This is a genomic window from Nonomuraea insulae (assembly GCF_042656245.1).
Genome location: NZ_JBHSPA010000020.1, coordinates 44,292 through 62,487, shown reverse-complemented (window position 1 = coordinate 62,487; position 18,196 = coordinate 44,292). Strand labels below are relative to the sequence as shown.

The 18,196-nt window shown below is 71.2% G+C and carries 19 protein-coding genes; 9 read left to right on the top strand and 10 right to left on the bottom strand.

Going from position 1 to position 18,196, the window contains the following annotated elements; all coding sequences use genetic code 11:
- Window positions 1-173: 173 nt before the first annotated feature.
- From ACFPZ3_RS15635 to ACFPZ3_RS15610, 6 genes are all read right to left on the bottom strand, one after another.
- Window positions 174-632: an HIT family protein gene (locus tag ACFPZ3_RS15635; RefSeq protein WP_379514818.1), complete on the bottom strand. Its 459-nt coding sequence runs from the start codon at window positions 630-632 to the stop codon at window positions 174-176.
- A 268-nt stretch (window positions 633-900) separates the two neighbouring features.
- The gene (locus tag ACFPZ3_RS15630) at window positions 901-1,404 is read right to left on the bottom strand and encodes an SRPBCC family protein (RefSeq protein WP_379514817.1); all 504 of its coding nucleotides are present in this window, start codon (window positions 1,402-1,404) and stop codon (window positions 901-903) included.
- Between the two features lie 335 nt (window positions 1,405-1,739).
- Window positions 1,740-3,242, bottom strand: a complete 1,503-nt coding sequence (locus tag ACFPZ3_RS15625; RefSeq protein ID WP_379514816.1) for a multicopper oxidase family protein — start codon at window positions 3,240-3,242, stop codon at window positions 1,740-1,742.
- Window positions 3,243-3,287: 45 nt separating this feature from the next.
- Window positions 3,288-6,065 carry an AAA family ATPase gene (locus ACFPZ3_RS15620; RefSeq protein WP_379514815.1) on the bottom strand — a complete coding sequence of 926 codons (2,778 nt, stop codon included), beginning with the start codon at window positions 6,063-6,065 and terminating at the stop codon, window positions 3,288-3,290.
- 48 nt (window positions 6,066-6,113) lie between these two features.
- Window positions 6,114-7,280 (bottom strand): acyl-CoA dehydrogenase family protein, encoded by a 1,167-nt coding sequence (locus ACFPZ3_RS15615; protein ID WP_379514814.1) that lies wholly within the window; start codon window positions 7,278-7,280, stop codon window positions 6,114-6,116.
- Between the two features lie 139 nt (window positions 7,281-7,419).
- Entirely contained in the window at window positions 7,420-8,061 is a 642-nt protein-coding gene (locus tag ACFPZ3_RS15610) for a hypothetical protein (RefSeq protein WP_379514813.1), read from the bottom strand.
- Between the two features lie 126 nt (window positions 8,062-8,187).
- On the opposite strand from ACFPZ3_RS15610, the gene ACFPZ3_RS15605 reads away from it, so the two are divergent.
- The 7 genes from ACFPZ3_RS15605 (at window position 8,188) to ACFPZ3_RS15575 (ending at window position 13,400) form a co-directional block, all read left to right on the top strand.
- Window positions 8,188-8,859: a hypothetical protein gene (locus ACFPZ3_RS15605; RefSeq protein ID WP_379514812.1), complete on the top strand. Its 672-nt coding sequence runs from the start codon at window positions 8,188-8,190 to the stop codon at window positions 8,857-8,859.
- A 78-nt stretch (window positions 8,860-8,937) separates the two neighbouring features.
- On the top strand, window positions 8,938-9,234 hold the full coding sequence (locus tag ACFPZ3_RS15600; protein ID WP_379514811.1) for a hypothetical protein: 297 nt from the start codon (window positions 8,938-8,940) through the stop codon (window positions 9,232-9,234).
- Between the two features lie 153 nt (window positions 9,235-9,387).
- Window positions 9,388-10,767, top strand: coding sequence for an acyltransferase family protein (locus ACFPZ3_RS15595; protein WP_379514810.1), 1,380 nt, complete (start codon window positions 9,388-9,390; stop codon window positions 10,765-10,767).
- Between the two features lie 10 nt (window positions 10,768-10,777).
- Entirely contained in the window at window positions 10,778-11,167 is a 390-nt protein-coding gene (locus ACFPZ3_RS15590; RefSeq protein ID WP_379514809.1) for a hypothetical protein, read from the top strand.
- 142 nt (window positions 11,168-11,309) lie between these two features.
- Complete coding sequence (locus ACFPZ3_RS15585; RefSeq protein ID WP_379514808.1) at window positions 11,310-12,263, top strand: DUF3500 domain-containing protein; 954 nt, start codon at window positions 11,310-11,312, stop codon at window positions 12,261-12,263.
- A gap of 123 nt (window positions 12,264-12,386) precedes the next feature.
- Window positions 12,387-12,566: a hypothetical protein gene (locus ACFPZ3_RS15580; protein WP_379514807.1), complete on the top strand. Its 180-nt coding sequence runs from the start codon at window positions 12,387-12,389 to the stop codon at window positions 12,564-12,566.
- An 87-nt stretch (window positions 12,567-12,653) separates the two neighbouring features.
- The gene (locus ACFPZ3_RS15575; protein ID WP_379514806.1) at window positions 12,654-13,400 is read left to right on the top strand and encodes an AfsR/SARP family transcriptional regulator; all 747 of its coding nucleotides are present in this window, start codon (window positions 12,654-12,656) and stop codon (window positions 13,398-13,400) included.
- On the opposite strand, the gene ACFPZ3_RS15570 is transcribed toward ACFPZ3_RS15575, so the two are convergent.
- Both ACFPZ3_RS15570 and ACFPZ3_RS15565 read right to left on the bottom strand, forming a co-directional pair.
- Window positions 13,356-13,760, bottom strand: a complete 405-nt coding sequence (locus ACFPZ3_RS15570; RefSeq protein WP_379514805.1) for a hypothetical protein — start codon at window positions 13,758-13,760, stop codon at window positions 13,356-13,358. The genes ACFPZ3_RS15575 and ACFPZ3_RS15570 overlap by 45 nt on opposite strands.
- Window positions 13,739-13,930, bottom strand: a complete 192-nt coding sequence (locus tag ACFPZ3_RS15565; protein ID WP_379514804.1) for a hypothetical protein — start codon at window positions 13,928-13,930, stop codon at window positions 13,739-13,741. The genes ACFPZ3_RS15570 and ACFPZ3_RS15565 overlap by 22 nt, the downstream gene beginning before the upstream one ends.
- Before the next feature lie 247 nt (window positions 13,931-14,177).
- Between ACFPZ3_RS15565 and ACFPZ3_RS15560 the strand changes: the two genes are divergently transcribed.
- Both ACFPZ3_RS15560 and ACFPZ3_RS15555 read left to right on the top strand, forming a co-directional pair.
- On the top strand, window positions 14,178-15,068 hold the full coding sequence (locus tag ACFPZ3_RS15560) for an ABC transporter ATP-binding protein (protein ID WP_379514803.1): 891 nt from the start codon (window positions 14,178-14,180) through the stop codon (window positions 15,066-15,068).
- Complete coding sequence (locus ACFPZ3_RS15555) at window positions 15,065-16,117, top strand: ABC-2 transporter permease (RefSeq protein WP_379514802.1); 1,053 nt, start codon at window positions 15,065-15,067, stop codon at window positions 16,115-16,117. Before ACFPZ3_RS15560 ends, ACFPZ3_RS15555 begins: the two co-directional genes overlap by 4 nt.
- 3 nt (window positions 16,118-16,120) lie before the next feature.
- Here ACFPZ3_RS15555 and ACFPZ3_RS15550 read toward each other — a convergent pair whose 3' ends face one another.
- Window positions 16,121-17,173, bottom strand: coding sequence for a vWA domain-containing protein (locus ACFPZ3_RS15550; protein WP_379514801.1), 1,053 nt, complete (start codon window positions 17,171-17,173; stop codon window positions 16,121-16,123).
- Window positions 17,174-18,124 carry a VWA domain-containing protein gene (locus tag ACFPZ3_RS15545; protein ID WP_379514800.1) on the bottom strand — a complete coding sequence of 317 codons (951 nt, stop codon included), beginning with the start codon at window positions 18,122-18,124 and terminating at the stop codon, window positions 17,174-17,176.
- Window positions 18,125-18,196: the final 72 nt, after the last annotated feature.

Genomic DNA, 18,196 nt, shown 5'->3' with positions numbered 1-18,196 from the left:
GCAACTGGAGTAGACTTTGGGCAGACGTCCTGGCGGTCGCAGCGCCCGTGTGCGCGACGCCGTACGGCAGGCGACCCTCGCCGGGCCGGCCGAGCACGGCTACAACGGGCTGACGGTGAAAAGGGATGGCTCATGGAGACTCGTCCCTGCTCGCCCCTGGCCCGCAAAGCCTCCTACGTGTCGTCGTGTCGCGGGTTGAGTGCGGCGCGCAGCCGCTCCGCGTAGGCGCGGCGGCGGTCGACAGGAAGCCAGTCGGGCTGCGGGGGCGTGCCGTAGAGGTCGTCGCCGGGGTAGCGGGGGAAGAGGTGCTGGTGGAAGTGCCAGACATCTTGGTTGCCTGCGGGCTCGTTGTGCTGGCGGGTGGAAACGCCCGCGCAGTCGTAGGCGGTACGCATCGCGCGGGCGAGCATCCGGGTGGCGTCGAAGATCGCGTGGCCGTCGGCGGCGGGGAGATCGTAGAGGTTCTCGTGATGGGCGACGGGGATGATCAGCAGATGACCCGCGTTCCGCGGCCACCAGCGGGGGCAGATCAACGCGAAGACGCGCTCGTCACGGTAGACCACGTCGGGTTCACGGTCCGGGGTGAGGTGGCAGAACGGGCAGTGGTAGTCGGCGGGTTCATGGTTGTGCACCGGGCGCCTCCCTGGCTGGTTGTCGGCGTCCGTGGAGTCTAGTTTCGGCGAGGCTCGCCGCGGTTCGTGCCCTGAAGGGGTGTGGGGAACTCTCGCGGGTGACCGCACCCCTGGAGACCTTGGCCGAACTTCGCGGGTGACCGCACCTCTAAAGACCTTGGCCGGACTTCGCGCGAAGCGCTCAGGAACCGGTCGGCGGCCACTCAACGAGGTCATCGAGGGTCGGTGGCTCACTGTGGAATGCCGCCGGCAATCGTGCCGGCGAGCCTCAGCTCTTGAGGGCCTCGGCCCTGGTCTTCAGGGCCTGGAGCCATACGTCCAGCCCTCCGCCGAGCATGGCGGCCACGGCATCGCGGTCAGGCCCTTTCAGCGAGTCCAGCAGCTTGGCGTCCCAGGACTCCTCGGTGTGTACGTGGGTTCCTTCGTCGGTCTCGGTGAAGATCCACAGGTGGGTCCCCTTGTCGATGGTGATCGCCTTGCCGATCCCGGGGCCTTCCCAGAGCACGCAGGTGCCGGGTTCCATCTGCTTGACGCTCGAGGTGATCGTCAGTTTGTCGGCCGGAGCGAACTGCGACTTCGGCACGGGGGTGGTCCACCGGAACCGCGAGTCGGACGAGAAGGCGCCGGAGTCAAGGCGCTTGACGGTCAGGACCGCGTCCTGCCACTCGTCCCAGCTCTCCACGTCGGTGTGCACGTCCCAGACTCGTTCGAGGGGTGCGTCGATCACGATGTCGGTGGCGCGGGTGATGGTCGCCGCATGGTCGATGCTCATCCCGCCGCACTGCTTGTCCTGGGCCGACGCAGAGGCAGACGCAGAAGCAGACGCAGAGGCAGACGCAGAGGCAGACGGGGAGGCAGACGCAGAAGCCGACGCGGAAGCCGATGCGGTGGCGGCAGGCTGGGTGCCGGCGGCGGCGCTCTGATCGGAGCCGCTGCCGGAGCCGCATCCGGTGACGGCGATGGTCATCCCGACGGCGACCGCGATGGCGGTCTTCGTGGCGGGGCGATGCGGCGAGTTGGAGACGTACAAGTCGATCCTCGATCCTTTGATGTGTTGCCGCGCACCCGAGGTGGCGAGCAGAAGCTGTCTGGTCACTCCGGCGAACCTCAGGAGTGGTCGTGCGTCCGCGGCACGACGCCGACCTGCTCGCCCTCGCCCAGGACGACGAACTGGCCCATCATTCCGTCGTCCTCGTGCTGCAGCAGGTGGCAGTGGTACATGTACGGCATGTTCGGGTCGGTGTGGTCGCTGAATCGCATCGCCAGGCGGTAGCGCTTCCCCTGGGCCAGCAGGACGGTGTCCTTCCAGCCGCGCAGGGGTGGTTCCGGCGGCTTGCCGTCGACCGTCAGGACCTGGAACCGCACGTCGTGGACGTGGAAGTTGTGCAGGTAGCCGTTGTCGTTGGTCACCTCCCACACCTCGACGGTGCCCTCGCGGACGCCGAAGTCGATGCGGTCCATCGCCATCGACCGGCCGTTGATCTGGTCCGACGCGAGCACGAAGGAGCGTTCCGCCGCGACCGCGCCGCCGGCGAGGTCCGGGGCGGCGCCGAGCGCGGCGGGCAGCTTGGCATCACCGGACAGGGTGCCCGCGGCGCGGAACTGGCAGATGTCGAGGCGGTCGTCGAAGCCTTCGAGCCGTCCCGACGCACCGCCGTACTCGGACGGGTAGGAGCGCAGCTCGACCCGCTCCCCCGGCTTGAACGCCACGACGATCTCGGCGCGCTCGCCCGGCGAGAGGTACAGGCGGTCGGTCTCCCACGGCTTGGCGAGCAGGCCGCCGTCCGTGGCGACGAGCGAGAAGCTCCGGTCGTCGGAGAACCCGAAGTTGTACAGGCGCGCGTTGGAGCCGTTCAGCAGCCGCAGCCGCACGAGCCTGGTCGTGACGTCGAAGTACGGTCCGATCGTGCCGTTGACCAGGATCTCGTCACCGATCACGCCCAGCGAGCCCGCCAGCGGGACCCGCTCCTCGAACTGGTTGTCCCCGTCGAACGCGCGATCCTGGACGATCATCGGGACGTCGTCGACGCCGTACTCGGACGGGAGCTTCAGCGCCTCGGCGTCCTCGTCGTCGACGATGAATAGCCCGGTCAGGCCCCGGTACATGTGGTCGGCGGTCGAGCCGTGCACGTGAGGGTGGTACCACAGCGTCGCGGCGGGCTGGTCGATCGTCCACCGCGGTTTCCATGTCCCTCCGTTCGGGACGGTCTGGTGCGGGCCGCCGTCCATGGCCGCCGGCAGGTGCATGCCGTGCCAGTGGAGCGAGGTCGCCTGGTCCAGGCCGTTGTGCACGGCGAACTCGACCCGCTCGCCGCGCCGGGCGCGGATCGTCGGGCCGAGGTAGGTGCCGTTCACGCCCCAGGTGCGAGTGGCCTGCCCGTCCTTGAACCGGGTCTCGCCCGGCTGGATGCCGAGCGTGAACACCCGGGCTCCCGACGCGCCGCTCTCCGACTCGGCCAGCGAGGGGATGAACAGGGCCGTGTCGAAAGCGATCTCTCCGGCGGTGTCCTCCTTCGCGGCGAAGTAGTAGGCGCCCAGACCACCGCCGCCGAGGACGAACGCGCCCCCGATGCCGATGCCGAAGACCTTCAGGGCTGTGCGGCGTCTCATGGTACGACCGTCCCGCGAAAGGAGCCGCCGTCGCGTCGGCGAGAGCTACGTAGAACCGAGGTCCGGCTGGTCCCTGAGCTGCCGGCGGGAGTTGATCCCAAGCTTGCGGAAGATGTTGCGCAGGTGGGCGTCGACAGTGCGGGGGCTGATGAACAGCCGGCCGGCCACCTCGCTGGACGTCGCACCGGTGGCGACCAGGCGCGCGATGTGCAACTCCTGCATGGTGAGCTGGTCGCGGGTGTGCCCGGACCGGCTGCGGGCCGTCTCACCGGTGGCACGCAGCTCGTCGGCGGCGCGCCGGGCGAACGCTTCGAGCCCCGCGCCGGACAGCAGTTCGTGGGCGGTGCGCAGGTGCGGGCGGCAGTCCCGTCTGCGACCCGCGCGGCGCAGCCACTCCCCGTACAGGAGGTGGGCTCTGGCCCGATACGGGAGCAGCGGGCTGTCCGCGAGGTGGTCGATGGCCTCCCGGTAGTCGTCCTCGGCTCCGGTCACCAGTCCTCGCGCGTACGCCGCGATGCCCAGGCCAGTCGCGGTTCCTGCGGCTTCGGTCCGCTCGGTCAGCGAGGCCAGCGCGGCGACGGCGGCGTCGTGCTCGTCGCACCGGACCGCGGCCTCCACCAGCTCGGGCAGGGAGAATCCGGCGATGAAGAGATCCCCGAGGCCGGCAGCCTGCCGGGCCGCAGCCAGCGCGGCCTGGTAGTCGCCAAGGCCGTTGTTCAGCACGGCCGCCGCCCAGTGGACGTTGGCGACCAGTTGCCCCGCGCCCTGTGCGGTCGCCGCCGCCGTGGCGCTCTCGAACAGCTCGAACGCTTCCTGACCGCGGCCGCGCATCGCCGCCAGCTGTAGCCGGTGATACATGATCGGGGGGCCGCCGGTCGCGTCGGCGATCGCCTCTTCCTCGGCGATCGCGGCCATCGCCCGATCGAGGTCGCCGGACAGCGCGGCGCCCGACGCCGCCTGCGCCAGACCGAGGCGCAACACCAGTGGTGATCCCGACTCCCGGCCGTTCTTCATGAGCCACTCGATGATCATCGCGTGGGCCTGCGGATCCCACAGCTCTGCCGCGAGTATGACCGCGAGCGCGGGGCATCGGGTCCACATCGCACCGTCGGCGCCGTCGAGGACGTCTCTGATCAAGGGAACCGCCGCACGGTGTCCTTGCGTGGCAAGCACCGTCAGCGCGTCGAGGACATCGGGGTCACGCGGCGCCGACGACTGCGCAGCGTCGAGGACATCGGGGTCACGCGGCGCCGACGACTGCGCAGCGTCCAGGGCTTGGAGGTCACGCGGCACCGACGACGACTGCGCAGCGTCCAGGACCATGTCCATCACGCCGCTCGCCCGGCCGACGAGCAGGCTCATCTCGAGCGCTTCCAGATAGCAGTCACGGGACCGCTCCGGGTCCAGCACCGCGAACCGTCGCGCCGCGCGCAGCATGAACCCCGGACCGTCGCCGTTGCCCGCTCGCACGAAGGAGACCTGACCCCGCAGCAGGTCGGCCTCGGCGTGCTGGAACTCGTCCAGGCCCGAGCTCTCGACAGTCGCGAGCAGCTCCGCCGCTCTGTCGGCGGCGCCCGCGTCGAGCTGTGCCCGGACCGCGGCGAGCGTCCGCTCGATGCGCTTGGCGGTGTCCAGCGACAGATCCGCCGCGCGTTCGAGGAAGGCCGCCGCGGCCACCACACCGCCCCGCGCCCTGGCACGGGACGCCGAACGCTCCAGCTCGGCGGCGACGTCGTCGTCGGGGCCCGGGCCCGCCTGGGCGCGGTGCCAGGCGCGCCGGTCCGGATCCACTACCGGATCGGTGACCTCGGCGAGCACCCGATGAGCCAGCCGGCGTTCGCTCACCTCAGCGGCCTGATAAGCCGCCGTCCTGGCCAGCGGGTGGAAGAAGCGGACGCGGGTGCCGAACTCGACGAGACCGGTGGCGGTCGCCTCCGCGCCGGCGGTCGGCAGGTCGATCTCCAGCCGCTGCGCCGCGGGCCACAGCAGTCCGGGGTCGCCGGTCGGGTCGGCGCTCGCGATCGTCAGCAGCATCCGTGCCTCGGTGCGCAGGTCGGCCAGCTTGGCCTCGAAGCCGCGCTCGACCCGGGCCGACACCGGGGACGTGTCGGGCGGGGCGAAACCACCGGCCCTGGGCAGCGAGAGCAGCGCCAGCGGGTTCCCGCGGGCCTCGGCCACGATCCGGTCACGCACCTGCTCGTCGAGCGTCTCGTGACTCTGCGCGGCGAGCAGCGCCCGGGCGTCGGCGTCGCTCAGCCCTTCGACGGTCAGGCTCGGCAGCTCGTCCAGCTCGCCCGGCACAGAGGGCAGCCGGACCCCGAACATCATGGCGACGGGCTCGGCGGCGACGCGCCGGGCGAGGAACGTCAGCGCCTTCGACGACGCCGCGTCCAGCCACTGGGCGTCGTCGACCAGGCACAGCAGCGGGCGTTCCCGAGCCGCGGCCGCGAGCAGGCCAAGGGTCGCCAGGCCGATGCGGAACGCGTCCGGCGTGCCGGTGGCCAGCCCGAAGGCGACCCGGAGGGCGTCTCGGTGCTGAGCGGGCAGCTCGTCGAGATGCCCCAGCACCGGCAGGCACAGCTGGTGCAGTGCGGCGAACGGCAGCTCAGCCTCGTACTGGGACCCGGACGCGTCGATGACCCGGAGCCCGGACGCGGCCTGCCGGGCATGGTCCAGCAGCGCGCTCTTGCCGATGCCCGCCTCACCGCGCAGGACCAGCACTCCGCCCAGGCCGGCCCGAACGGCGCCGGTGAGCTCGTCGATGCGCCGGATCTCGTGCTGCCTGCCGAGGAGCGAACCGCGGGAGTAAGCATATGTTCGCATAGCGTGTACGTTAGCGAGCGCGAAGCCGGGTTCGGCCGGCCCGCCTGCCTACGCCTCCAGCCCGAGGACGACCCAGGACTCCCCGGGTGCCAGCCCGGCCAGCTCCCTGCCGCACGCGGCGAGCACCGCGGGCCCGGAGGTGATGTGCGCCATGCCGGCGTGCACATCCCTGAACAGTCGCTGGATCAGCCCGCTACGCAGCGCCGTGGTGCCGCCCGAGGTGTAGACGAACCTGGACACCTCGGCGACGGTCGAGGTGATGTGGTTGAGTGCGAGCCGCACCATCGTCTCCTGGCGCACGTCGAGCCGGCCGCCCGACTCCAGGGTGCGCTCGATGTCGTGCCAGGTCTGGTGTACGAGCGCCGCCGCGGCCCGGAACTCGGCCTCCGTACGGGCGACGTCGGTGTGGAAGGCGTCACTGCCGGCGATCTGGCCGGGCCGCCCGGCGCGCGCGCCCGTGTGGCGGATCAGCTCGTCGAGCAGGCGGCGGCCGACGCCGAGCGCCCAGCCAGAGTGGCAGAGCATGGCCTCGTCGAGCACGCCGAGCCGGTAGATCGCGCCGCCGCGCAGCGGCTCGTTCTGCGCGAGCGAGTGCGTCTGCGACTCCGGTACGAAGACGTCCTCGATGGCGTAGTCGATGCTGCCCGTGGCGCGCAGGCCCAGGACGTCCCAGTTGCCGAGCATCGTGACGTTCTCGACGGGGGTGACGAACATCCGGGGCTCGCCGGTGCCCTCGACGATGGCCAGGCTGTGGGTGTACTGGGCGTGCGACATGCCGGAGCCGAAGCTCCACCGCCCGGTGAGGCGGAAGCCGCCGTCCACAGGCACGGCGGTGCCGGGGCGGGTGCCCTGGCCCGCGAACAGCGGGATCCACGGGCCCTTGAAGATCCGCTCGACGGCCTCGTCGCCGAGGTAGGCGCCGGCCGCGCCGTTCTCGAATGTGGTGATCATGGCTACCCAGCCGGTGGAGGCGTCGGCGTAGGAAAGCTCCTCGATGACGGCGAGCAGCTCCGTGGGTGCCAGCTCGGCGCCGCCGAGCGGCGCGGGCGCCCACATGCCGGTGATGCCCGCCTCGTGCAGGGCGTCGACGACGGGGTCGGTGAGCCTGCCCTGCGCTTCGGCCGCGTCGGCCTCGCGCTCGATGAGGGGTCGCAGATCGCGGGCCCGTTCGAGCAGGGCGGGGCCCGCGCGATGGAGTTGCGGAGTGGTGGTCATGTCGGGGGGACCCCTTTTGCGATCTTCGGCGACGCGCTCACGTCCGTCCTCGAACGCCGCCGCATCACGCACTTGATGGCATGGGCATGTAATGATTAGGCACAATATAACCTGAAATTGGCCGCCCGCCGTCGAACCGTCAGTCGGCGAGGTAGGAGATCGAGCGGACCTCGTAGCCGGTGGTCCTGGAGCCGCGTACGTGCATGAGCATCGCGCCGCCCTCGTAGGAGTAGGCGCACGAGTAGCCCTGCGACTCCTTGCTGCAGCCCTGGAAGAAGTGGGTGACGCCGCGGGGGTCGTACCTGACCTTGAACAGCTTCCGCACCGTGGCGGAGGTGGCGACCTCGAGGCCGGCGTACCTGTCGCCCCGCTTCCAGGCGGCGAAGAGGTGCTTGGCCACGGTCGGCGGCTTGGTGATGTGCCGCGACAGGTAGACCTTGGTGACCTTCGAGCCGGTCACCACCATCGCGATGCCGTCGAGCCCGCCGGGGACGCGCACGCTGGTGTGCACGAACCGGCACACATTGCCGGAACAGCCGTCGAGGCGGTCGGGTGCGCGGTAGACGTAGGTGAAGATCGTCTTGACCGCGGCGGGGGTGGCCACCTTCGCGGCGGCCGTGCGGTCGGCGGCCAGCCAGGCGCGGAACAGCTTGTTCGCCACCTTGCCGGGGGCGGGGGCTCCGGTCGAGGCGGGAGCGGCGAAGGCGGGGCCGGTGGAGGCGAGCGTGAGCGTCGCGGCCGCGGTGAGGGCGGCGCCGCCGAGAACCAGTCGTTTGAACACACTGCGACGCTAAGGGCGGCGCATTGCGCAGGGATTGAGCTCGGCTTGCAGTGGTACGGGCGGCTGCGATCACGACTACCTTCGTGCTGACCATTTGGCACAGACACGCATGAAGGAGCCCGTCGGGTGACCAGTACTCTGAGCCTGAAAGCGCTGCGGCGGCTGAGGACCACCCCCGGTGGGCAGCTCGACTGCCGGATCAGCTTCTCCGACGGACCGGGAACCTCGCGGCCGGTCGCCTATGTGGAACGTGAGTTGCCGCCCGACGGCATATCCGCCTACCTCGCGGCCAGGAAGAGCGGAGCCCGCTCCTTCGTCCTGTGGGCGGACGAGCACCGCCGGGCGCGGGTCGCCACCCTGGTCACCGTCGCCGCGGGCAACGGGCGGGCACAGTTCAAGGTGCTCGGCCCGCAGGGCGAACCGCTCGGTATGTTCACCCGTGACAAGGCGTTCAGCCGGGGACTGCGCACACGCTGGACGGTGAGCCGCGCCGGCGGCCCCGACGCGGTGGGATACAAGGGCCGGCTCTTCTGGTGGTGCGTGTGGTGGCTCTGCTCGCCGCTGCTGCCGCTCATCCTCGTGGCCGCCCTGTTCAACGGCGGCGGCGACTTCCCGCGCGGCCCGCGCCGCATCAAGTGGCGCGCCGGCGGACAGGTCCCGCTGGAGTTCAGGTCGTCCGGGGACACGGTGCATCTGTACGCACCGGAGCTGGACTGGCGGCTCGGAGCCGCCCTCGCGGCCCTGATCCCCTCCTTCGACAGCTGGCTCGGCGACCCCTGGGACCGCAGGAAGGACTGACGGGCCGGGGCGGCGCGCCCGTGATGCGGTGCTTCGGCCGTGCGGTGCGGGGTCCACGCGGACTGGTACAACTGGGGCATGAGTGAATCCGTCGGGTATCCCCCGCAGCCGAACGTGCGGCCGGCCCGGCGTGTCTACAGCCGGAGGTACCGCGTGTGGGCCCACGTGCTCCTGTGGACGCCGATCGCGGTCACGGTGGCCGGTGTCGTCCTCGGCCTGGGGCTGTTCGCGGCCGCTGACGCCGACTCGACGCACAGTTCGTCCGCGCTCGGCTATCTCGGCCTCGTCGTGTGGGGCGGCCTCGCGGTCCTGTCGCCGGTCCTGCTCGGGTCGTTCATCGCCGGGCTGGTCATGCTGATCCGCTCGCGCGGCTGAGGTCGCGGCGGGACGCGGGCCCCGCCCGTGCCAGCCGCACGGAAAAGGCCGGCCAAGCAACGGCAGCCGATCCGTACCGATTGCGGGAGTCGGGGAACATCGGACGCAGGGGTCCGGTCCGGCGTTACCTACGATCACGAGGGTCTGTACGACATGAACGGCATGGGCGCCGTCCTGCGAGGTGTTCGACAGCGTGCCGAGCAGGCGCCGCCGTCGCGGGAGCGGTTCATCGATCTGCTGCGAGGGGTCTCCATCCTCGCCGTGGTCCTCGGACACTGGCTGGTGACGGCGGTCGGCTACGACGGGCACGGCGAGCTGACCGGCTGGTCGGCGCTGCCGGACCTGCCCTGGGCGCATCCCCTCACGTGGGTGCTGCAGGTGATGCCGGTGTTCTTCCTCGTCGGCGGGTACGCCAACGCGGTGTCGCTGGCCGCCGAACGCCGCCGAGGCGGGAACGCCACCGAATGGCTGCTCAACCGGAGCGGCCGGTTGCTCCGCCCGACCACCGCCCTGGTGCTGGTCATGGCCGGTGGCGCGCTGGTCGCGCGGCTGTACGGCGCCGAACCCGCCCGGGTTCGCCTGGTGGCGTGGTTCGCCTCGATCCCGCTGTGGTTCCTCGTCGCCTATCTGTTCGTGGTCGTGCTGACCCCGGTGATGTACGCCCTGCACCGGCGCTACGGGCTGGCGGTTCCCGTGGTGCTGGTCGGCCTCGTCGCGGCCGGCGACCTGGCCCGCCTTCTCGGCGAGCCGTTCTGGGGCAACGGCAACTACCTCTTCGGCTGGCTGGCCATCCATCAGATGGGGTTCGCCTGGCGCGACGGCCGGCTGCCGAGCCGCGCCCGTGTGGCGCTGCCGCTGTTGTTCGGCGGGATCGGCGCGCTGCTGGTGCTCACCCTCGTCGGCCCCTACCCGGTCAGCATGATCAACCTGCCTGGGGAGCGGCTGCACAACATGTCGCCGCCGAGCCTGGCCCTGCTGGCGGTGGCCACCGCCCAGCTCGGCGCGGCGCTGCTGCTGCGTGACCGGGCTGAGCGGTGGCTGCGGACCTCGCGCGCGTGGATCGCGGTGGTCGCCGTGAACACGGTGATCTTGACGATCTTCCTCTGGCATGTCAGCGCCGCGATCCTGCTCACGGCCGCACTCCATGGTGCGGGCGTGCTGCCCACTCCCGGCGTCGGCTCGACGGCCTGGTTCGCCTGGCGGCTCCCGTTGCTGATCATGCTCAGCCTCACCCTCATGCTGCTGGTCGCGATCTTCGGACCGATCGAGATCCGCGGCGCCCAGGGCCGGCGCCTGGCCCGGGCGGCGGGCCACCCGGTGCCGCGCCTGGCGCTGGCCGTGGTGGGGTTCGCCGCCGTCACCTCGGGCATTCTCGGCAACAGCCTGTACCCCAGTACGAGCCCCACCCTGTTCGGCTGGCCGACGCCGGCACTGATCGCCTACCTCGCCGGCACGGCGACACTGCGCCTCCTCCGATCCAGACCATCGGCCACGGGCTCCCCCCAGCAACTTGAATGCCGCAAACCGGGGTAGAACGTCCGCCGTGGGATCCACCGTCAGCGTCCCCCAGACGCGCACGATGAACGGCGCGGAGCTGTCCGCCGACGACGCGTGGGAAACGCTCCGCAAGTACGGCGGCTGGCATCTCGCCCGCGACTCGCTGACCAGGTTCCGGTACGGCGACGGCATGAGCCACGCGCGGGCGCTCGCCTTCCAGCTCTGCCTGGCCATCATCCCCGGCGCCATCGCGCTGGTCGGCCTGAGCGCGGTTGTGGTCGTTCCTCAGCTCGATCGCGCTCTTCCTGGGGATGGCCGTTCGCGGCGCAGCTGGAAGCCGGCCGAGCCGGCCGCGCCGAGCCCGCGCACGCCGACTCGGGACCCACCGCGGAGGAGGAGCGGGAGCCCCTGGTGGGCGAGGTCGGCTCGGCCGTGATCGCCGCCGTTCGGGGCGCGTTCGGCGGTCGCGCGCGGAGAAGGAGCATGAACCGCCCAGAAGACACCAGACGTCGGTGACCATAATGTCGCAGTATGTGGCATCAGAGACCGTGTTCTGACCTCCCTCCAAGGAACCTCCCATGAGTGCTCATGACGTCCATGCAATGCGGCAGGCGGTGCTGCGCTTCCTCGGCTCGCTCGACACCGAGCGGCGGGCCGCGGCGACGGCGGCGTTCGGCTCGCCCGAGCGCACCGAGTGGTCCTATCTCCCCGGTCCTCGTCCGGGGCTGCCACTGGTCGAGATGACCTCCGCGCAGCAGGAACTGGCGCTCGCCGTTCTCGACACCGGCTGCGGCGCGGCCGGTGCGCGCGCGGCGAGAGGCGTCATCGAGCTTGAGCGCATCCGGCGCCGTCTGGTGACCGGCGTCGACGAGATCGACGGCGACCGCTACTGGTTCCGGATCTTCGGCGAGCCGGGAGGAGCGGACCCGTGGGCGTGGCGGGTCAACGGCCACCACCTCGCGGTGCACATCACGGTCCTGGGCGACTCGATCGCCGTCACGCCGAGCTTCCTGGGCGCCGAGCCGGCCATGGTGCCGTCCGGGCCGCGGCGGGGTCTGCGGCTGCTCGCCGACGAGGAGGAAATGGGCCGGGCCCTGCTCGCCGAACTCCCGCCGCGCCTGCGATCGATCGCGATCACCGGCGAGATGGCCCCCGACGACGTCCTCACCCGCAACGACCCGGTGGCCGATCTCGACCGCATCCCCCGCGGGCTGTCCTACGCCGACATGTCCACGCCGTCGAAGGATCTGCTCGAACGGCTCGTCCGCCGCTACTTCGATCGCGCCCCGGGCGGGTACGGCGAGACCTGCTGGCGGGACGCGCTCGACGCCGGCCTCGACAAGGTGACGTTCGCGTGGATGGGATCCGACCAGCGAGGGCAGGGCCACTACTACTGCGTCGCCGGACCCACGTTCCTGCTGGAGTACGACAACACCCAGGACGACGCCAACCACATCCACTCCGTGTGGCGCGACCTGCGTAACGACTGGGGCGGGGACCTGCTCGCGCGGCACTACGCCGACCACCACTGACCACCCGCGCCAGCGGCGCGCGATCGAGGGGCTAGGGCGACGGACAAGCCTTGACGTAGTGATCTTCGCTCGTGCTTCGCGCAGGGCGGAGAAAGCAGGCACACCTACAGAGAGGCATGGGTCATGAAGTCTGCCCTGGGAATGCTCAGCGACCGACTGCTGGCGATGATCGTCCCGCAGAAGAGCGCCGCGGCCGTGGAGTGTTACTACATCTACAAGTGCATCTACCCCATCAAGCTCCGGGCTCGCTGCTGTGACGGAGGCTGCACCAAGTACACGATCATCAGCGAGAACGGCTGCTGACGGCTGACGTGCCACCACGATCGCCCGGTTGACAGGCATACCTGGAACATACCGCCTTCGACCATGATGCCGGTCGGAGGTGGGTTCATGTTCACATTGCTGGGACGTCTGACGGTGACCGATGGCAGCGGCCGGGCGATCACTGTCCGGGCCGCCAAGCAGCAGGCGGTTCTCGCCGTACTCGTGCTGCGTCCGGGCGAGACGGTCACCATCGATCGGCTGATATCCGAGCTCTGGCAGGACGAGCCCCCTGCCACGGCGAAGGCGAGCGTGCAGACGTACGTGTATCGCCTGCGGCGCGCCCTGTCCCCGCTCTCCGCTGACGGCGTGGACCTGGCCACCGTGGGAAACGGCTACACCTTGGTCGTCCCGGACCGGGCGGTCGACGTCAGGGCGTTCGAGGCGGCTGTCACCGAGGGGGCGGACGCCCTGACGGAAGGCGAGGCGGGAGCCGCGGCCAAGCTGCTGCGGGAGGCTCTGACGCTGTGGCGCGGCCCGGTGGTGCCGGAGATCGACGTCGAGCTCGTCCGCGACGAGCGCCGCCGCCTGGACGAGTTGCATCTGGCCGCACGCGAGCTGTGCGTGGAGGCCGAACTGCGGCTCGGGTACCACAACCGGGTCATCCCGGAGCTGGAGCGGCTCGTCGCGGCCCATCCCTTTCGTGAGGCCTCGTGGGGGATGCTGTTGCAGGCGCTCGCCGGCCGTGGCCGCCGTGCCGAGGCGCTCGCCGCCTACCGCCGGTTGCGCGACATCCTCAGCTCCGAGCTCGGCATCGAGCCGGCCGACGCGTTACGCCGGCGGCATCAGGAGATCCTTCAGGGCGACAGCGTGTAGGCCATCACAGGACCGTCGCCTGCTCCGGCTCGTGATAGCCGCTGGCCTGCAGCCGGGACAATCTGGCGTAGCACGACGCCGGTCGACCATCCGGCGGCGGGCGGCGTTGGTCGCCCGCAGCTCGCTCATCATGCGGTCGTGCAGGAACCGGCCGCTGGCGAAGAGCCGGATCTCCTTGGCCGCCTCGACGGTGCCCAGCAGGTCGCCGTAGAACAGCTGGCGCCGCTCGGCCGGGCCGATGTCCCACATCATCGCCGTACGACGACGGGACAGGCGCAGCTGCGCCACCAGCGCGGGACCCCCGGTGGCCAGCACGATGCCGGTCAGGACAGGGCTGATCACCAGAAGTGATCCGACCATCCCCACCAAGGTGTCGACGACCATTTGGTCAGCCAGGCCACGGCGATCGGCGCGACCGCCTCGGCCAGCATCACCAGGACGTAGAGGAGCGTCAGGCCGGGCGCCGCTCGGACGGCGGTCCCCACGGCCACCCGGGCGATCGCGATCATGCGCCTACGGCGGTACGGCATCACACACTCCCCGGCGTTTCCATGAACAGCCCCCGCCGGCAGGGGATATTTCCTGATTCTTCTAGCGCGTCTCTAGCGCGCCGCTGGCGTCGAGCCCGGCCGGAAGGCACGACGAAACGGCGATTTCTTACGACCGACTAACAGCTATACCTCTAAAGTGCTAGCAGTCTAGATAAATGGAGGGACTGCGGCGCCGCGCCGGTTTCGACGAGGCCCTCCTCATGACCACCTCTCAGGAGGACACAGCGTGACTTCTGTCCTGCATGCCCAGGGTCTGGGCAGGAAATACGGCAAGCGCTGGGCGCTGCGCGACTGCACCATCGACATCCCGGCGGGCCACGTCGTCGGATTGGTTGGCCCCAACGGGGCAGGCAAGACCACGCTGCTGAAGCTGGCCTGCGGCCAGCTCGAACCGACGGCGGGCGGCATCACCGTGTTGGGCGGCCGTCCCGCGGGCGGCCCGGCGCAGCTGGCCAAGGTCGGCTTCGTCGCCCAGGACACCCCCATCTACGCCGGGCTGACCGTCGCCGAGCACCTGGAGCTGGGAGCACGGCTCAACCCCCGCTGGGACGCCAGCATGGCGCGGGAGCGCATCGCGCGGCTGGGTCTGGCACTCAACCATCGGGCGGGCAAGCTGTCGGGTGGGCAGCGCGCCCAGCTGGCCCTCACCGTGGGCCTGGCCAAGCGGCCCGAGCTGCTGATCCTGGACGAGCCCGTGGCCTCGCTCGACCCGCTGGCCCGCCGCGAGTTCCTGCAGCACCTGATGGAGGCCACCGTCGAGCACGAGTTCAGCGTCGTGCTCTCCTCCCACCTGGTCTCCGACCTGGAACGGGTCTGCGACTTCCTGATCGTGCTCGTCGACTCCCGCGTGCGGTTGGCCGGGGAGACCGACCAGCTGCTGGCCACCCACCACCGGCTCACCGGCCCGCGCCGCGACCCCGACCGGCTCCCCGCCGACCAGCGCGTGATCTCCCAACGGCACACCGACCGGCAGAGCACGTACGTGATCCGTACCGAAGCCCCGATCCACGACCCCGCCTGGACCGTCACCCAGCTCAGCCTGGAGGACCTCGTCCTGGCCTACATGGACGAGCGCGCCACCGACGAGCGGCGGGTCCCGCTGGAGGTGCGGCGATGATCTGGCTGACCTGGCGGCAGTTCCGCGGCTCGGCCGCGATGATGGCCGCCCTGCTCGTCGTCCTCACCGCCACCCTGGCCTTGACCGGCCCGGACCTGGCCTCCCTTTACGCTGCCGGGATCGCCCAGTGCAGCCCGGACGACACCTGCGACCGGTTCTACAACGTCTTCTTCGACGGCCACCAGATCCCGTTCATGGCCGTCAGCCTCCTCGTGCTGCTCCTGCCCGCTCTCGTCGGGCTCTTCTGGGGAGCACCGTTGATCACCCGCGAGCTGGAGGCGGGCACGCACCTGCTGGTGTGGAACCAGAGCATCACCCGCGGCCGCTGGCTGGCGGCCAAGCTCGGGCTCACCGGCCTGACCGCCGTGGCCGCCGTCGGCCTGTGCGGCCTGGCCGTGACCTGGTGGTCCGACCCGCTGGACAAGTCGGCCACGCAAAGCCTGGCGCTGATGGCTCCCCTGGTGTTCGGCGCGCGCGGCATCACCCCGATGGGGTACGCGGCCTTCGCCTTCGTCCTGGGCGTGACCGTGGGCATGCTGGTGCGCCGCACGTTGCCCGCCATGGCTCTCACGCTGGCCGTCTTCGCCGCGATCCAGCTCACCATGCCGCTGCTGGTCCGGCCCCACCTCAGCGCTCCGGTCACCTCGACCTTCGAGCTCGGCCCGGCGAACGTGGAGCATCTCGGCATACCACCGGCCGGAAGCGGCCCCGCGCGAATCATGCTGAAGTCGGCCGTTCCCGGCGACGGCGGCGCGTGGGTCCTGACCAACGCCCTCATCGACGCGTCCGGACGCAGGATCGCCGGTGGGAACGAGGAAGCCGCCCTGCCGGTCTCCACCACGTCGGGACCCTGCGCGCCGTCGGGCGGACCACGGGGCGGGGACGGGTGCATGGTCGAGGTGAACCGGCTCGGGTTCCGGCAGCAGGTGACGTACCATCCGCTCGCCCGTTTCTGGCCGTTCCAGTGGATCGAGACCGGGATCTACGCCCTGCTCACCCTCGCCCTCACCTGGTTGTGCTTCTGGTGGATCCGCAGGCGCCTGTCATGACCGTCAGCGAGTCAGGGGCCGGGGGCGGTTCCACCAGAGGGACAGGGACAGGGCCCCGGTGATGAGGACGGCGCCGCCGGCGGCGAAGGCGGCGGCGGTGTCGACCTGCTGACGGATGACGGTGAAGCTGCCGGGCAGGGCGCGGAGGGCGCTTTGGAGCTGGTCGGCGTTCTCGGCGCGATGGTAGGAGCCGCCGGTGGTCTCGGCTATCCGTTTGAGTGCGGGCTCGTCGATGGTGCGGGGGTTGCGGCCTCGGTCGAATCCGCCGCGGCCGCGGCCGCCGAACCCGCCGCCGAAGCCGCCGTCGAACTGTGAGCTGTCACAGACCGACGGGGCCGGGTTCGTGGTGCCGAAGCCGATGGGGAAGACGCGGACGCGGCGCAGGGCCGCCTCCTGGGCGGCGGTCTGCGGGTCGACGCCCTGGGTGTTGGCGCCGTCGGTGAGCACGACGATCGCGGCGCCGGCGTAGCCTTCCCCGCCGGCGGCGGGGGTCGCCCCGGTGGCGGCGACCGACGGGTCGACCTCCGCGATCGCGTCGATCGAGGTGAGCATGGCCTGCCCGATCGCGGTGCCGCGGGACACGGTGAGGTTCTCCAGCGCCTCGATCAGCGAGTCCGTGTCATCGGTGGGCGGCACGAGCAGGCCCGAGGTGCCCGCGAAGGTGACCAGGCCGATGCGCGGCCCGCCCCGCTGCGACTCGATGAACTCCGCGGCGGCCTTCCTCGCGGCGGTGATGCGGTTGGGGTCGACGTCCGTGGAACACATGGAGGCGGAGGTGTCGAGCGCGAGCAGGATCGTCGCCGACGTCTGCGGCACCGGCACCGACGCCTGCGGTCGCGCTGCTCCGACCGCGAGCAGCGCGAGCCCGGCTATGAGCAGTGCCGCGGGGATCTTCCGCGTCCAGCGCGTACGGCCGGGCAGGGCGCTGCGTACGAGCGCGATCGAGGTGACGCGCACGGCGGCCCGCCGGCGGCGGCGCAGCGCCCACCAGCGGATGGCGAGGATCAGCGGGATGACCAGGACCGACAGCAGCGCCCACGGCCATGAGAACACCATTCAGATCACCCGTCCTGACCGGAGCACGGTGAGCGCCGCTCCCGCGGCGAGCAGCACGAGGGCGAGCCCGATCAGCCCGCCGGCGAGGGGCAGCGGCTCGTCGGAGACGGTGAGCCGCAGATCGATCGTGTCGGCGATCCCGTCGAGCCGCGCGGTGTCGGAGGCGGGGTGGTAGCCGCCGCCGGTGGTCTGCGCGATCAAGGTGAGGGTGTCCTCTTCGAGCGAGGTCTGCAGGTGGTAGCCGTCGACCTCCACCGTCGCCCCGGCCGTGGTGCCGACCCCGACGGTGTGGATCTGGACGCCGGCCTTCTGGGCCACGGCCGCGGCCGGTTCGACGTCCGCGCCCCGGTTCTGGCCGTCGGAGAACATCACGATCGTCGCCGACGGCCAGTAGCCGATGTCCGGGGCGGTGCCGTCACGGCCGATGGCCACCGGCTTGCCGGTGATCGCCATCAGCGACGCCGTGATGGCCGTCCCCAGCGAGGTGCTGCCGGTGACCTTCAGCCGGGCGATGGCCGCGAGCGCGACGGAGTGGTCGGCGTCGGGCCGTGCGGTGGTGAGCGCGCCCCGCTCGAACGCGACGACTCCGATGTCGACGCTGCCGGGCTGCGCCGCCACGAACGCGCGGGCCGCCCGCTGCGCGGCCGCCAGCCGGGTGGGCGCGACGTCGTCGGCCCCCATGCTGTTGGAGACGTCCATGGCGAGGATGACGGTGCCCGCGGTCCGCGGGACCGGCACCATCGCCGCAGGTCCCGCGGTGGCGATCGCGAGCACCCCGACGCCGGCGATCGTCAGGCCGATGCCGAGGTGCGCCCGGCCGCCGCCCGGCGTCGCGACGCCGGCCGCGCCGAGCGCGGCCGGACGGCGGCGCGCCGAGACGATGCCCGCCCAGGCGAGCGCCGCGGTCATGAGCAGTCCGACGGCCAGCAGGAGCGGCGAGCTCAGGGTCACGACGCCTCCCGCAGTTCGACGGCCGGCAAGAGCGGCGAGTTCAGGGGCAGGACGCCTCCTGCGGCGGCCCCG

Bases quoted from the DNA above. Each gene is read 5' to 3' on its own strand.
- ACFPZ3_RS15630 (WP_379514817.1), bottom strand. From the start codon at position 1,404: ATGAGCATCGACCATGCGGCGACCATCACCCGCGCCACCGACATCGTG.
- ACFPZ3_RS15625 (WP_379514816.1), bottom strand. From the start codon at position 3,242: ATGAGACGCCGCACAGCCCTGAAGGTCTTCGGCATCGGCATCGGGGGC.
- ACFPZ3_RS15620 (WP_379514815.1), bottom strand. From the start codon at position 6,065: ATGCGAACATATGCTTACTCCCGCGGTTCGCTCCTCGGCAGGCAGCAC.
- ACFPZ3_RS15615 (WP_379514814.1), bottom strand. From the start codon at position 7,280: ATGACCACCACTCCGCAACTCCATCGCGCGGGCCCCGCCCTGCTCGAA.
- ACFPZ3_RS15600 (WP_379514811.1), top strand. From the start codon at position 8,938: ATGAGTGAATCCGTCGGGTATCCCCCGCAGCCGAACGTGCGGCCGGCC.
- ACFPZ3_RS15595 (WP_379514810.1), top strand. From the start codon at position 9,388: ATGAACGGCATGGGCGCCGTCCTGCGAGGTGTTCGACAGCGTGCCGAG.
- ACFPZ3_RS15585 (WP_379514808.1), top strand. From the start codon at position 11,310: ATGAGTGCTCATGACGTCCATGCAATGCGGCAGGCGGTGCTGCGCTTC.
- ACFPZ3_RS15580 (WP_379514807.1), top strand. From the start codon at position 12,387: ATGAAGTCTGCCCTGGGAATGCTCAGCGACCGACTGCTGGCGATGATC.
- ACFPZ3_RS15575 (WP_379514806.1), top strand. From the start codon at position 12,654: ATGTTCACATTGCTGGGACGTCTGACGGTGACCGATGGCAGCGGCCGG.
- ACFPZ3_RS15570 (WP_379514805.1), bottom strand. From the start codon at position 13,760: ATGGTCGGATCACTTCTGGTGATCAGCCCTGTCCTGACCGGCATCGTG.
- ACFPZ3_RS15565 (WP_379514804.1), bottom strand. From the start codon at position 13,930: ATGCCGTACCGCCGTAGGCGCATGATCGCGATCGCCCGGGTGGCCGTG.
- ACFPZ3_RS15555 (WP_379514802.1), top strand. From the start codon at position 15,065: ATGATCTGGCTGACCTGGCGGCAGTTCCGCGGCTCGGCCGCGATGATG.
- ACFPZ3_RS15550 (WP_379514801.1), bottom strand. From the start codon at position 17,173: ATGGTGTTCTCATGGCCGTGGGCGCTGCTGTCGGTCCTGGTCATCCCG.